The organism is Rhodococcus sp. 21391, assembly GCF_016772255.1.
GTDB lineage: Bacteria > Actinomycetota > Actinomycetes > Mycobacteriales > Mycobacteriaceae > Rhodococcus_F > Rhodococcus_F opacus.
On record NZ_CP063781.1, the window covers coordinates 4,290,805 to 4,304,172 of the forward strand.

The following is a 13,368-nucleotide window of genomic DNA, read 5'->3' on the forward strand; positions in this document are numbered from 1 at the left end:
ACGGACGTCCGACAGCAACCTCCCTCAGGTGCGCGCGGTCAGGGGCACACCGTGTTCATCGGTGGGCGATCGGCCAGCGCGACGTCCGTCGTCGTCGGAACGAAGGAGTCGCCGTCCACCAGGAACTGGGTCAGGCCCGCCCCGGAGTCGGGCACCCCGCAGCGCCGCATCATCGTGCCGATGATCTGCCTGCTCATCACCCCGAGTTCGGACAGCGGGCGGTTGCGGTGCTTGCGCACCCCCAGATTGACCTGGCCGATCGCTCCGAGCCCGAGACGGTCGTACGTGTCGAGCAGCAGGCCGATCTCGACGCCGTAGCCGGGGGCGAACGGAACCGCCGACAGCAACTCCCGGGTGCCCGCATACTCGCCGCCCAGCGGCTGCAGCACGCACGTCAGCTCCGGCCGGAGCGAGGCCAGCATGGGACGCGCCACGAGCTCCGTGACCCGGCCACCTCCGTTGGCGTCCTCCGTGCCGCTGAGGCGGAGCGGACGGCGGTAGTAGCCCTTCACGAGATGGATGCCGTCGGCCGTCAGCAGCGGTCCCAGCAGCTTCGGGACGAAGGCCGGATCCGGGTTGATGAGATCCGAGTCGACGAAGGCGATGAGGTCACCGGTGCTCGCGGCGACGGAACGCCACAGCACCTCACCCTTGCCCGCCACCGGCGGGAACGCCGGCACCGCCTCCTCCCGGCTGATGACGGTGGCGCCCGCCGCGCGTGCGCGTTCCGCCGTCAGGTCCGTCGATCCGGAATCGAGCACGATCAACTCGTCCACCAGACCACCGAGCAACGGGTGGATCGTGTCCACCACCGCGGCGACGGTCTCCTCCTCGTTGAGCGCCGGCAAGACCACCGACACGGTGCGCCCGGCCTTGGCCCGTTCGAGTTCGGCGATGCTCCACGACGGCTGGTCCCAGCTGTTCGCCTCGGCCCAGCTGCGAGGGGTTCGCTCCTCCGCCACCATCGTGCGGGCCGCCCGGGCCCCCACGGCACTCATGCCAGCCCCCGCACGGTGCGGGACGGTGCGCGCCGGCCTTGAATCGCGGCCACCATGTCCACCACTCGACGCGTGGGGGCAACTTCGTGGACACGGAAGACACGGGCGCCTCCTGCGGCGGCCATCGCTGTCGCTGCCAATGTTCCCTCCAACCGCTCGACGAGATCTACCCCTAGAGTCTCCCCGACGAAGTCCTTGTTGCTCAGCGCCATGAGCACTGGCCATCCGGTATTTACAAGATCTTCCATTCGCCGCAACAACTCGAGCCCGTGATAGGTGTTTTTCCCGAAATCGTGGGTCGGATCGATGAGGATCGAATCGGCGGGCACACCCAGCCGGGCCGCGTTCTCGGCGGCCGACACCACTTCCCGGAGGACGTCCGCGACGACGTCGGTGTAGCGGACACGGAACGGCCGGGTCCGCGGAACCGCTCCCCCAGTGTGTGAGCAGACGATGCCGGCGCCCGTCTCCGCGGCGACCTCGACGAGCGCAGGGTCGGCGCCGGCCCACGTGTCGTTGATGAGATCGGCGCCCTCGGCGACGGCGAGCCGGGCCACGTCGCTGCGCCAGGTGTCGACGCTGATGAGCAATTCCGGGTAGCGCTCGCGGATCGCGGCCACGAACGGCACCACCCGCCGGGTCTCCTCCGCGGAGTCGACGACGTCACCCGGGCCGGCCTTCACACCCCCGATGTCGACGAGGTCGGCACCCTCGTCCACAGCCCGTTCGACCGCCGACATGGCGGCGGAATCGGTGAATGTGGCACCGCGGTCGTAGAACGAATCGGGTGTCCGGTTCACGATGGCCATCACCAGCGCACGATCGACCGCCACGGGGCGCCCGCACAGCGTGGGCGACGGGTGGTCGGGCGCGGGCGGTACGTCGGTCTCGGCCATGTCACCAATATTGGCACGCAGCGAAATCGAAACCACCCGTGAGTACTTGTTAACGGCGGGCGGTTAACAAGTACTCACGGGCGGCGTAGCCGCATCACCCCTTGGGCAGCGAACCCTTCGCCACTTCGTCGACGTACCCGTCGTATGAGGGCTTGTAGCCGTCGCTGCGCCCGGACAGCACGTGCAACGTGTCGGTGTCCTCGACGTCGTAACCCTCCTTGCGGAGTTCCACCTTGCGGCTCTTGAACGTCGACGTCTGCTCGAGGGAATCGACGATGCGGACGAACAGCGGCACCGCGTACGACGGCAGCCGCTGGAACAGCAACTCCGCGACGTCGGCGCCGTCGAACTTCTCGTTCTCGTGCAACGTCACCGCGGCCATCCCCGCGCGACCGTCGGTCCCGGGGATCTCGACGCCGTAGACGACGGCGTGCTCGACCGCCGGATGCGCGAGGAGTGCGCCCTCGACCTCGGTGGTGGCGACGTTCTCCCCCTTCCAGCGGAACGTGTCGCCGAGCCGGTCGACGAACGCCACGTGTGACCAGCCCTGGCGGCGCACCAGGTCGCCGGTGTCGAACCAGCAGTCGCCGTCGTCGAAGCCGTCGCGGACGAGTTTCTTGTCGGTGGCCTCCTCGTCGGTGTATCCGTCGAACGGCGCACGGTCCGTCACCTTCGACAGCAGCAGTCCGACGTCGCCGGTGCGTACCTTCCGCAGCTTGCCGTCGGAGTGCCGCCGGGGCGATCCGCTGTCCTCGTCGTACTCGACCACCGCGTGCGGCAGGGGGCAGATGCCTGCCGTCCGGTCGACGTTGAGGGCGTTGACGAACGCGATGTTGCACTCGCTGGCGCCGTAGAACTCGGCGACCCGGGAGATCCCGAACCGGGTGGTGAACTCGGACCAGATCTCCGGACGGAGACCGTTCCCGACCATCAGCCGGATGGAGTTGTCGCGGTCGCCGGGCTTCTCGGGCTGGTTCAGCAGGTACCGGCACAGCTCGCCGATGTAGGTGAACCCGGTGGCCCGGTTCAGTTCGACGTCGGCCCAGAACTTGGACGCCGAGAACTGCTTGCCCAGTGCGAGCGTCGCACCCGACCCGAGCACCGAGGACAGCGACACCGTCAGCGCGTTGTTGTGATAGAGCGGCAGGCAGCAGTACAGGACGTCGCTGCCGCGCAGCCGGACGCCCATGTTGCCGAGTCCGGACATGCTCTTGAGCCAGCGGAAGTGGCTCATCAGGCTGGCCTTCGGCAGTCCCGTGGTGCCGGAGGTAAAGATGTAGAAGGCCTTCTCCCGGGCCTGGATCTGCTCGCACACCTCGGGGTTGTCGTCCCCGGCCTTCTCGGCGAGACGGTCGAGGTCGTCGAAGTACAGCACCGAGGGCACGGCGGGTGGTTCGTCGAGCGAGTCCATGGCCTCGCTCGACGCCTCGGACACCACCAGGACCCGGCTGTCGAGCAGCGAGATGCTGTGGGCGAGCACGTCTCCGCGCTGGTTGTGATTCAGCATCCCGGCGGCGGCGCCGAGCTTGACCGCGGCGAGTGCGATGAGCAGCGTCTCGGGTGAGTTCTTACCGAGGATCCCGACGACGTCCCCGCGTGCCACGCCGAGGTCGGCGAGCACGTGGGCGTAGCGGTTCACGCGGATATTGGCGTTCCGGTAGCTCAGCGATTCGCCCTCGAACCGCAGGAACGTGCGGCGCGGGTGCGCCGCTGCGGCGCGCTGGAAGACGAGGCCGATCGATTCCCTCGCGTCGGGGGTCCGGATCAGGCCGAGGACCCCTCTCGCCATGATCGGCAGCTCCGGAATCATGGCCGGCAGCCGCCTCGCGAGGTCGACCACCCCGATCGTCGAACGAGCTTCAGAACGCATGACATCCCCTCAGGCCTGCAGTATGAGTCAGGTCACCTTACTGCACGGTAACAACGTGCGCCACGACGCGGACCGGGCAGCGCCTCAGGAGACGCAGGCGTCCAGCGCCTCCCCGACATCGGCCCGGACGAGCAGCCTGTCGAGGGCGCGCTGCGCCACGAAACCGCCGCCCCGCAGCCCGTCCAGCCAGTCGAGCAGCCCGGTGTAGTGACCGTGCGGATCCAGCAGGACCACCGGCTTCTCGTGCATGCCGAGATAGCCCGCGGTCCACGTTTCGAACAGCTCCTCGAGCGTGCCGATACCGCCGGGCAGCGTCACGAACGCGTCGGCCCGGTCCTCCATGATCTGCTTGCGCTGACGCATGGTGTCGGTGACCACCAGCTCGTCGGCGTCGACGTCGGCGACTTCCCTGTGCACCAGAGCTTTCGGGATGACACCGACGGTTGTCGCCCCTGCCGCGCGGGCGGCCTCGGCCACCGCGCCCATCATCGAGACGTTGCCACCGCCGGACACGAGTTGCCAACCGCGCTTTCCGATTTCGGCACCCACCCGGGACGCGAGCTCCAGGAAGTGGTCGTCCACGGGGCCGGACGCACAGTAGACGCACACCGAGAACGGCTGCGGTGGAACAGTTTCCGACATCACCACTGGTCCTCCGTCCCGAGCAGGGCAGCTTCGTCGACACCCTGCTGCGACCGTATGACGATCTGCACTGCTTCCTCCACGTCGTCCGTGACGTGCAAGAGATTGACGTCACCTTCCGAGATCTTGCCGCTGCGTTGGAGAGTTCCCCGCAACCAGTCCACCAGCCCGGACCAGTACTCGGTGCCGAACAGGACGATCGGGAATCTCGTGACCTTGCGCGTCTGCACCAGAGTCAGCGCCTCGAACAGCTCGTCGAGCGTCCCGAACCCGCCGGGCAGGCAGATGAACGCCTGCGAGTACTTCACGAACATCGTCTTGCGCGCGAAGAAATAGCGGAAGTTGATGCCGAGGTCGACCCACTCGTTGAGGCCCTCCTCGAACGGCAGCTCGATGCCGAGGCCGATGGAGTAACCACCCGATTCGCTGGCGCCGCGGTTGGCCGCCTCCATGACGCCGGGGCCGCCGCCGGTCATGACGGCGTAGCCGGCCTCGGCCAGGCGGGCACCCAGCGCCCGTCCCGCCTCGTATTCGGGGTGGCCCTCCGGTGTGCGAGCGGAACCGAAGACGGTGACCGCGCGCGGCGCCTCGGCCAGGGCACCGAACCCCTCGATGAACTCGCTCTGGATCCGCAGTACCCGCCAGGGGTCGGTGTGCACCCAGTCGGTCGAGCCCCGCTCGTCGAGCAACCGCTCGTCGGTGGTGGTGTCGTCCTTGCGGGCGCGCCTCAACTGCACCGGACCCCGGTGCTTCACGGACGAGGACTTCCGGCCGTGAGTGTTCTTCTCGGGTGCCATGCGCCCCAGGCTAGCGGGTGGCCCGTTCGGGGCACCGGGCAGTCACGGAGCGCTCAGGTAGGCGCGCAGCACCGTCGTCACGTCGGTGATCTGCTGCACGGGCACGTGCTCGTCCCGCTTGTGGGCGAAGTTCGGGTCACCGGGACCGTAGTTCACGGCCGGGATGCCGAGCGCGGAGAAACACGAGACGTCGGTCCACCCGTACTTGGCGCGGAACTCGCCACCCGCTGCCTCGATCAGGGCCGCGGCCGCCGGGTCGCTCAATCCGGGCAGGGCTCCCGGCGACAGATCGGTGACCTCGAAACCCAGCTCGATCCCGTCGAAGACCTCCCGCACGTGGTCGATCGCCTGCTCGGCGCTGCGGTCGGGGGCGAAGCGGAAGTTCACGTCCATCTCCGCCGCGTCGGGAACCACGTTGCCTGCGACCCCACCTGCGATCCGCACGGCGGACAACCCCTCCCGGTACACGCAGCCGTCGATGTCCACCGACCGCGCGGTGTAGTCCGACAGCCGCTGCAGAACCGGGGCGAAGCGGTGGATCGCGTTGTCGCCCAGCCACGATCTCGCGGAGTGCGCGCGGGTGCCGCGGGTGGTCAGCGTCACCCGCAACGTGCCCTGACATCCCGCCTCGATGAGGCCTCCCGTGGGCTCGCCGAGAATCGCGACGTTCGCGCGCAGCCACTCGGGGATCTCGCGTTCGATCCGTCCGAGCCCGTTGTGGACGGCCGCGATCTCCTCGCAGTCGTAGAACACCAGGGTCAGATCGTGCGCGAGGTTCTCGATGGTTGCGGCGAGGTGCAGGAACACCGCGTCACCCGACTTCATGTCGACCGTTCCGCATCCGTGCAGCAGATCGCCCTCACGCCGCGAGGGCACGTTGTCCGCGATCGGCACCGTGTCGAGGTGACCGGCGAGCATCACCCGGCTCGGCAGTCCCCGATCGGTCCGGGCGAGCACGGCGTTGCCGTTTCGGATGATCTCGAAACCGGTGGTCTGCTCCCGCAGCGCCGACTCGACGGCGGCGGCGATCGCCGACTCGTCGTGCGAGACGCTCGGGATGTCCACCAGGGCGGCGGTGAGGTCGATGGGATCGGCGTGGAGGTCGAGTGGGCTCACCCGTCCACCCTAAGCCGACCCGTCCGCCCGCTCGGGCGTTGCTACCCGTCGAACCCGCCCGGGATCTCGTAGATCGCACCGTCGAAACCGATGCGGAACAGCCGTCCCGCCGAGAAGCCGCCGGACCCCTGCCCGTAGACGACCATGCTCGACGTCGGCAGACCGGACGCCAGCACGCAGTACCGCCCCGGCGAGTCGAGGCGCCAGATCTCGCCGCGCACGTTGGCCGGGACCACCGGACGGCCTCTCGAGTCCAGGGTCAGACCGTCGGGTGCGGCGAAGGTGTCGAGACCGGACAGGTCGAGGATGCTCTCGGGCGCTCCGGGGTTCGAGAGCGGGATCCGGCTCACGCCCGGATTCACGAACGTCCGCGACACGTAGAGGTACCGATCGTCCGCGCCGAGCACCGCGCCGTTGGCGCTGGGCAGCGTCGCCCAGTGGGGCTCCACCCGCCCGTCGGGGAACACCCGTCCGATCTGGGTTCCGAAGTCGTTGGTGGCGTATGCGGTTCCGTCGGCTGCGACATCGAGTCCGTTCGCCGCGCTCAGGCCCGATACGAACGGGGTGAGCACGTTGGTCGCCGTGTTCAGCTTCGCGATCGCACCCGGACGCAGGATGTCGCCGAGGAACACGCGGGCGTCCGCGCCGTACCCCACCAGCAGTGAACCGTCCGACGCCCAGGCCAGCGCCCCGGCCCCGCCGTCCGGCACCGTCGCGACCGGGACCGCGGGGGCTCCCGGGGCGTCGAGGCGGAACACCCGCCCGCTCAGAAGGTCCGTCGTGTAAAGGCGGCCGCCGCCGTCCACGGCGACTCCCTCGAGCGCCGCTCCCGGCACCCGCCCGACGAGGACCGGTGCCTGGCCGGCGCCCGGGCACACCGGAGCGGCGGACGCGGTCTGCGGCGCCACCACCGACACGGCCCCGACGAGCAGCGCACCCGCGGCCACGGCCCGGACGCCTCCTCCGATGAATCGACCCCAGTGCGACATGCGCATTCCCACGACCTTTCCCGGTGTGTCCCACGTGCCCCGTGCATGGTCCCCCACATCGCGGAACCCGCTCGGTTTCGATTCGATCACGCCCGATAACGACCGCTGGGAATGCCCGAGTAATGAGGCAGTAACCTCTACTGCCGTGAGCACACAGGGAGCATCAGCAGTAGGCATCGCCAACGTGACCGTCGGCGGCACGGTCCTCGACACCTGGTTCCCGGCGCCCGAGCTGGGAAACTTCGACGACGCGGGCACCGTGCGGATCGAGGGTGGCGACATCCCCTCCGATCTGGCACTTCTCGCCGGACCCGACGAGGCGCGTGAGGTCGACCAGGTCGTGGTGCGCACCACCATCGCCGACCTGTCGGCGCCGCCGGTCGACGCCCACGACGCCTACCTGCGCCTTCACCTCCTCTCGCATCGCCTCGTGACCCCGCACGGCGTCAACCTCGACGGTCTGTTCGGATTGCTGTCCAACGTGGTGTGGACCAACTTCGGTCCCTGTGCGGTCGAGGGCTTCGAGAAGGTGCGGTCGCGTCTGCGCATCCGCGGCGTGGTCACCGTGTTCGGTGTCGACAAGTTCCCGCGCATGGTCGACTACGTCGTGCCGTCCGGCGTCCGCATCGCCGACGCCGACCGCGTCCGCCTCGGCGCCCACCTGGCAAGCGGCACCACCGTGATGCACGAGGGCTTCGTCAACTTCAACGCCGGCACGCTCGGCAACTCCATGGTCGAAGGCCGTATCTCCGCGGGCGTCGTCGTCGACGACGGATCCGACGTGGGCGGCGGTGCGTCGATCATGGGCACCCTGTCCGGTGGCGGCAAGGAGACCATCTCCGTCGGCAAGCGCTGCCTGCTCGGCGCCAACGCCGGTCTCGGCATCTCGCTCGGCGACGACTGCGTCCTCGAGGCCGGCCTGTACGTGACCGCGGGCACCAAGGTCACCGGGCCGGACGGCACCGTCGTGAAGGCCAAGGAACTCAACGGCCAGTCCAACCTGCTGTTCCGTCGCAACTCCGTGTCGGGAGCCGTCGAGGTCGTGCCGTGGAAGGGCACCGGCGTGGAACTGAACGCCGCTCTGCACGCAAACGACTGACCCGGTGAGCGGTACGCGAACACCCGGCACCGTGAGCGATTCGACCAGCACCCTGGGCCGGGGCCTGAAGGTCCGTCACCTCACGATGATGGGCCTCGGTTCCGCGATCGGTGCCGGACTGTTCCTCGGCACCGGTGTCGGCATCGCGACCGCCGGTCCCGCCGTCCTCGTCTCCTACCTTCTCGCCGGCATCATCGTCGTCTTCGTGATGCGGATGCTCGGCGAGATGGGAGCGGCGATCCCCGCCAGCGGATCCTTCTCGCACTACGCGCGGATCGGCATCGGCGAGTGGGCCGGATTCGTGATGGGCTGGCTCTACTGGTTCATGCTGATCATGGTGCTCGGCGCCGAGATCACCGGCGCCTCCGGCATCGTGAGCGGCTGGCTGCCCGGCGTGCCGCAGTGGGTCGTCGCCCTCGTATTCGTGATCTTCTTCGCGGCCGTCAACCTCGCGAAGGTCAGCAACTTCGGCGAGTTCGAGTTCTGGTTCGCCGCCATCAAGGTCACCGTCATCATCGCGTTCCTGGTGATCGGCGTGCTGCTGGTGTCCGGCCTGCTGCCGGACACCGAACCGGTGGGCACCACCAACCTCTTCGGCCACGGCGGCTTCATGCCGGAAGGCTTCGCCGGTGTCGCCGCGGGACTGCTGGTGGTGGCGTTCGCCTTCGGCGGCATCGAGATCGTGACCATCGCCGCCGCCGAATCCGAGGATCCCGAGCGGTCGATCGCCGTGGCGGTGCGCAGCGTCGTCTGGCGTATCAGCGTCTTCTACCTCGGTTCGATCTCGATCATGGTCCTCGTCCTTCCCTGGGATTCCTCGGACCTCGAGAGCGGACCGTTCGTGGCCGTCCTCAACCAGGCGCACATCCCGTACGTGGCGGGGTTCATGGAACTGGTGGTCGTGGTCGCGTTGTTGTCGGCGTTCAACGCCAACATCTACGGCACGTCGCGGATGGCGTACTCGCTGTCCCGGCGCGGCGACGGTCCCGCGTTCATGGCCCGGATCTCGAATTCCGGGGTACCCCTCAATGCGGTGTTGCTGTCGGTGTTCTTCGGTTTCGTCAGCGTCCTGCTCAACTGGTGGCTGCCGGACGACCTCCTGGGACTTCTCCTGAACGCCGTCGGTTCGGCGCTCCTGGTCATCTGGATTTTCATCGTCGTCTCGCATCTGAGACTGCGCCCGCGGCTCGAACGCGAGGGCAAGCTGACCGTGCGGATGTGGCTGTTCCCGTGGCTCAGCTACGTCACGCTCGCAATGCTCGCCGGTTTCGTCGTGCTCATGCTCTTCGACACCGACGCCCGCACCCAGCTGATCTCGACGTGCGTCCTGTTCCTCGTGATCGCGGCGCTCGGTGTGCTCAACACCCGGCTGCGCAAGCGGTCGCAGACGGTGTGACCGGTTCGGGCCGGCGACTCACCGGCCCGAACTCGACTCCTGCCCCGCGGACGAGCGCGCCGCATGGGCGAGCACCTGCGGTCCGGTCACGAACGCCTTCCGCCACGGTGCGACACCGTCGATTTCGATCTCGATGGACAGGCTCAGCACGGTGCGGATCAGCACGATCACTCCCAGGACGGCGGCATCGGTCAGTGACGGTGTCGACGTGACCGTCTTGACGATGTCTGCCGCGACGAGCAATTCCAGGCCGAGCAGGATCGCGCCCCCGAGCGACTCCCTCAGGGTCTTGAACGCCTGAGTGCCGTCTCCGGTCCGCTTCCACGCGCGCACCGCGAGGAAGAAGGCGAAGAGGAACCCGACAATCATCGCGAGGACACCGAGCACTTCGAACACTTCGGTTGCGAGTTCGAAGAACCTGACAGTGTCCATGGTGTGAGTGTTCCTGTTCGGGACGGTGTTCGCAGTCGAGCCCGGTCGTTCCAAGCATCACGCCAGGCGTCTAGCTCCGACCGCGGGCGGCCAACGCGTTGACGAACACGTTGGCGATGTCGGCGGGATCCTTCGCGACGTAGCTCGATCCTCCGGTCACCCGCGAGATCTCGGCGAGCGTGGCCGCGTCCGCGTCGTCGGTGATGCCGATCGTCACGATGATGACGGGCCGGGCCGGATCCGTCTCACGCTGCAGGATGCTCAGGAGCTGTTCCTTCGTGATGGAGTCCGGATCCTCGTTGGCGCCGTCGGTCAGGATGATCACACTGTTCACGGCGCGCGGGTCGTACGTCTCCTGCACCGTCCGGAACGCGGCGAGCGTCGTGTCGTACAGACCGGTGCCGCCGCCGATCAGCGCGTCGACCTTCCCCGCCTGCTGCGCCATCAGCTGGCGCTGCGTGAGACCGTCGACCACCGTGTCGTAGCGGCGGATCGGGACCATCTCCTTGTAGTCCTGCGGTCCCCCACCGAGGCCCTGCGAGAACGCCCACAACCCCGCCGACACGCTGTCCGGGAACATCGCATTGCCGGCGAGTGCGGCATCGACCGTGAGATCCATGCGCGACCGGCTGCCTGCGGGGGTCTCCATCGACCCCGACACGTCGATCGCGACGAGCGTGCGAATGGGTAATGCCATCAACGCCCACCCGCCGAGGGCGTCCTGTAGTGCCGACTCGTCCTCGAGCGCGAGCTTGGTGACCCTGCCGACACCGCGGCCGTCGGCCAGTGGACTCCCGTCGGGTCCGCGGAATCCGTGCTCCGCGAGTACCGCGCGGGCCTCCTCGCCACCGAGAACCGCGGCGACGGCACGTGCCACCTGGGTGGCCTTGTAGTGCCGGTCGGGGGCCGGCGACGTGACGACGAGCGGGAAGTTCATGAAGTTGCTGCCCGTCGGGGGCACCGTCGCGGTGAGCGTGCGCGCGCCGTCACCGTCGGAAAAGTCGAGCACGGACTGTTCGGTGGCCACGGCAACTCCGCCGTTGTCGACGACGCCCTGCAGCATCTCCTCGCCAACGGGCTCGTCCGCGGTGCGTGCACTCTCCTCCTGCGCGAGCGGGACCAGCGCCGCCCGCACCGTCCCCGCGGACACGGGATCGGCCTGGCCCTCGGCGAGTGCCGCGTTGATCGGAGCCTGCGCCACCCCGGTCACGAGGGGGTTGCCCAGCTGGATGTCCTTGATCTGGAGGGCCGCGAGCCACGTCGGCGCCGTGGGGGCGTCCGCCTCGCGGGACGCCAGGACAACGGGCGACGATGCGATCGAACCCGACATCACCTCGACCGGACCGGCTGCGGTGAGTGCCGCCTTGCCCACCCAGGCGCCGGTGTCGGGGATCCAGAGATCCGGGGCGTCGGTTCCCTTGCCGAGCCGTCCCGCGATGTCGCCGGACGTCGCGCCGCTGACAGCGACGTTCGCGCAGCCCAGGTCGGTGTCCTTCGCCTCGCCGAGAATGCGGTTCAGAGCGGGCACGATGCTCGGGTCGGCGGCGAGCGTGTAGTCGGTGACCTGATCGCAGTCGTCGGCCCAGGAGCGCACCGCCTGAACGACGACGACCACGGAGGCCACGAGCCCGATCACGACAGCGGCGCACACCGCGTAGAACCCGGGCGAGCGACCACCGCGCTCCTGCCCCGCGCTCGAATGACGCCCTCCGGTCATCGTCTGCCTCCCTAACATTTCGGTCACGAGACGACCACCGACACACCCGGACCGAATATGATCCGCCCCACATCGTAGCGAACGGTGCAGCGTACGATGCTGCGCTAGTGACGGGGCGGTGCCCTCTTCCGCCTCGGGGGCGACCAGCGAGTCAGCGCTCGGGTTGTGCGACCTCGAGCCGGCGGGCGACGAGCGCGGCCTGGATCTGCCGCAGCCCGGACGGGCGGGTCGGATCGCAGCCCGTCAGCTGCGCCACCCGCTTGAGCCGGTAGTCCACCGTATTGGTGTGAAGGTGCATCTGCTTCGCGGTGCGCTGCCGATTGAGATCGTGGCCGATGTGCACCTCGAGCGTTTCGATCAGTTCGGGTGAGCCCTGCAACGGCTCGAGGAGCCGCGCCAGGTGGCTTCTGCCCGGTCCGGGCCGGGTGAGCTGGTATTCGAGCGCCAGATCGTCCATCTCGTAGAGACCCGGTTCCAGCGCCAGCTGATGGGCGAGGTCGAGGAGTTCGTGGACCTGGTCGGCAGCCGCGGGGATACCGGCGGTGCGAACCCGGGTTGCCGTGGCGGTGAGCGGAACTCCGGCGGCCGCTCCGATGCGGTCGAGCAGGGACACCATCCAGGCCCGCTCGGGTGAGCCGGGCAGCAACAGCGTTCCACCGTCCGGGCTCAGCGAACAGAGGGCGGCACCACCCGCGGCGTCCGCGAGCTCGATCTGCAACCGGCGGAGCTTCTGCCGGGCGACGACGGTTTTGCGCCGGTGTGTCACGGCCTCCGTGGGATGCGACGGAATCGACAGTCCCAGCACCACGTACTCGTCGGCCAGCTCCACGCCCGCGTGCCGCGCGGCGGTCGCCGCCTTTCTGCCGCTGAGCAGCGCCGTGACGAGATTGACCGCGGCACCGTCACGTTCGCTGTTGACGGCTTCGAGTTCCTCCACGTAGCTGGTCGTGGCGGCGACGGTCACGCATTCGAGGAGGCTGAACATCACCTTCTGGATGACCAGGAGTTCGGGCAGGTCTTCCTCGCGGGCGTTCGAGGCGACGAGGTCGCCGGCCTCCTGGATACCTTCGTGCAGGATGCGGAGTACGAGCTTCAACGGGAATCCCTCGCGGGCCCAGCGCGCGGAACTGTTGCGCACCTCTGCGAGGTCCTCGTCCGTCGGGCTGATGCCCTCGTCGAGCATCTGGATACCGAGGCCGAGGCAGACGATCGTGAAATCCATGACGTCGCTCTGCAGCTGTTCGCCGGGAAGCGAACCGCACGGGGTCACGTTGTCGGCGAAATGCCGGACCAGTTTCTGCGCGACCGTCAGTGTGTCGCGCAGCGGGGCGGAGGCGGGCCTGCCGTCGACGAGGATCTGCGAACCCGGCCCCGAACTATGATTCGTCATAGATCTGATCACTCCCATATGTGGAT

The 13,368-nt window shown here is 68.4% G+C and carries 12 protein-coding genes; 2 read left to right on the forward strand and 10 right to left on the reverse strand.

The window, feature by feature from the left end:
• Nucleotides 1–38: 38 nt before the first annotated feature.
• The 7 genes from GO592_RS19895 to GO592_RS19925 form a co-directional block, all read right to left on the reverse strand.
• Nucleotides 39–998 carry a glucosyl-3-phosphoglycerate synthase gene (locus GO592_RS19895; RefSeq protein ID WP_011598038.1) on the reverse strand — a complete coding sequence of 320 codons (960 nt, stop codon included), beginning with the start codon at nucleotides 996–998 and terminating at the stop codon, nucleotides 39–41.
• A complete protein-coding gene (gene folP / locus GO592_RS19900; RefSeq protein ID WP_005264628.1) occupies nucleotides 995–1,894 on the reverse strand; it encodes a dihydropteroate synthase in 900 nt (299 codons plus the stop codon). The genes GO592_RS19895 and folP overlap by 4 nt, the downstream gene beginning before the upstream one ends.
• A gap of 94 nt (nucleotides 1,895–1,988) precedes the next feature.
• Entirely contained in the window at nucleotides 1,989–3,764 is a 1,776-nt protein-coding gene (locus GO592_RS19905; protein ID WP_039951968.1) for a long-chain-acyl-CoA synthetase, read from the reverse strand.
• Nucleotides 3,765–3,848: 84 nt separating this feature from the next.
• Nucleotides 3,849–4,406: a TIGR00730 family Rossman fold protein gene (locus tag GO592_RS19910; protein WP_007298741.1), complete on the reverse strand. Its 558-nt coding sequence runs from the start codon at nucleotides 4,404–4,406 to the stop codon at nucleotides 3,849–3,851.
• A complete protein-coding gene (locus GO592_RS19915) occupies nucleotides 4,406–5,203 on the reverse strand; it encodes a TIGR00730 family Rossman fold protein (protein WP_007298742.1) in 798 nt (265 codons plus the stop codon). The genes GO592_RS19910 and GO592_RS19915 overlap by 1 nt, the downstream gene beginning before the upstream one ends.
• Nucleotides 5,204–5,245: 42 nt before the next feature.
• A complete protein-coding gene (gene dapE, locus GO592_RS19920) occupies nucleotides 5,246–6,319 on the reverse strand; it encodes a succinyl-diaminopimelate desuccinylase (protein WP_007298743.1) in 1,074 nt (357 codons plus the stop codon).
• Nucleotides 6,320–6,360: 41 nt separating this feature from the next.
• Nucleotides 6,361–7,314 carry an SMP-30/gluconolactonase/LRE family protein gene (locus tag GO592_RS19925; protein ID WP_039951980.1) on the reverse strand — a complete coding sequence of 318 codons (954 nt, stop codon included), beginning with the start codon at nucleotides 7,312–7,314 and terminating at the stop codon, nucleotides 6,361–6,363.
• Between the two features lie 139 nt (nucleotides 7,315–7,453).
• Between GO592_RS19925 and dapD the strand changes: the two genes are divergently transcribed.
• Nucleotides 7,454–8,407 (forward strand): 2,3,4,5-tetrahydropyridine-2,6-dicarboxylate N-succinyltransferase, encoded by a 954-nt coding sequence (gene dapD, locus GO592_RS19930; RefSeq protein WP_037206621.1) that lies wholly within the window; start codon nucleotides 7,454–7,456, stop codon nucleotides 8,405–8,407.
• 4 nt (nucleotides 8,408–8,411) lie between these two features.
• Nucleotides 8,412–9,803, forward strand: a complete 1,392-nt coding sequence (locus GO592_RS19935; protein ID WP_007298745.1) for an amino acid permease — start codon at nucleotides 8,412–8,414, stop codon at nucleotides 9,801–9,803.
• 18 nt (nucleotides 9,804–9,821) lie between these two features.
• Here the strand turns inward: GO592_RS19935 and GO592_RS19940 are convergent, their stop codons facing one another.
• The 3 genes from GO592_RS19940 to GO592_RS19950 all read right to left on the reverse strand — a co-directional run bounded on the left by GO592_RS19940 (nucleotide 9,822) and on the right by GO592_RS19950 (nucleotide 13,342).
• Nucleotides 9,822–10,235, reverse strand: a complete 414-nt coding sequence (locus tag GO592_RS19940; protein ID WP_005263040.1) for a DUF1622 domain-containing protein — start codon at nucleotides 10,233–10,235, stop codon at nucleotides 9,822–9,824.
• A gap of 70 nt (nucleotides 10,236–10,305) precedes the next feature.
• On the reverse strand, nucleotides 10,306–11,952 hold the full coding sequence (locus GO592_RS19945; protein WP_007298746.1) for a substrate-binding and VWA domain-containing protein: 1,647 nt from the start codon (nucleotides 11,950–11,952) through the stop codon (nucleotides 10,306–10,308).
• Between the two features lie 151 nt (nucleotides 11,953–12,103).
• Nucleotides 12,104–13,342 (reverse strand): PucR family transcriptional regulator, encoded by a 1,239-nt coding sequence (locus GO592_RS19950; RefSeq protein ID WP_005263037.1) that lies wholly within the window; start codon nucleotides 13,340–13,342, stop codon nucleotides 12,104–12,106.
• Nucleotides 13,343–13,368: the final 26 nt, after the last annotated feature.

Excerpts from the sequence above, each read along its gene's own strand:
- GO592_RS19940 (WP_005263040.1), bottom strand. The coding sequence starts at position 10,235 with ATGGACACTGTCAGGTTCTTCGAACTCGCAACCGAAGTGTTCGAAGTG.
- GO592_RS19895 (WP_011598038.1), bottom strand. The coding sequence starts at position 998 with ATGAGTGCCGTGGGGGCCCGGGCGGCCCGCACGATGGTGGCGGAGGAG.
- GO592_RS19910 (WP_007298741.1), bottom strand. The coding sequence starts at position 4,406 with ATGTCGGAAACTGTTCCACCGCAGCCGTTCTCGGTGTGCGTCTACTGT.
- GO592_RS19905 (WP_039951968.1), bottom strand. The coding sequence starts at position 3,764 with ATGCGTTCTGAAGCTCGTTCGACGATCGGGGTGGTCGACCTCGCGAGG.
- GO592_RS19925 (WP_039951980.1), bottom strand. The coding sequence starts at position 7,314 with ATGCGCATGTCGCACTGGGGTCGATTCATCGGAGGAGGCGTCCGGGCC.
- GO592_RS19950 (WP_005263037.1), bottom strand. The coding sequence starts at position 13,342 with ATGACGAATCATAGTTCGGGGCCGGGTTCGCAGATCCTCGTCGACGGC.
- GO592_RS19945 (WP_007298746.1), bottom strand. The coding sequence starts at position 11,952 with ATGACCGGAGGGCGTCATTCGAGCGCGGGGCAGGAGCGCGGTGGTCGC.
- GO592_RS19915 (WP_007298742.1), bottom strand. The coding sequence starts at position 5,203 with ATGGCACCCGAGAAGAACACTCACGGCCGGAAGTCCTCGTCCGTGAAG.
- folP (WP_005264628.1), bottom strand. The coding sequence starts at position 1,894 with ATGGCCGAGACCGACGTACCGCCCGCGCCCGACCACCCGTCGCCCACG.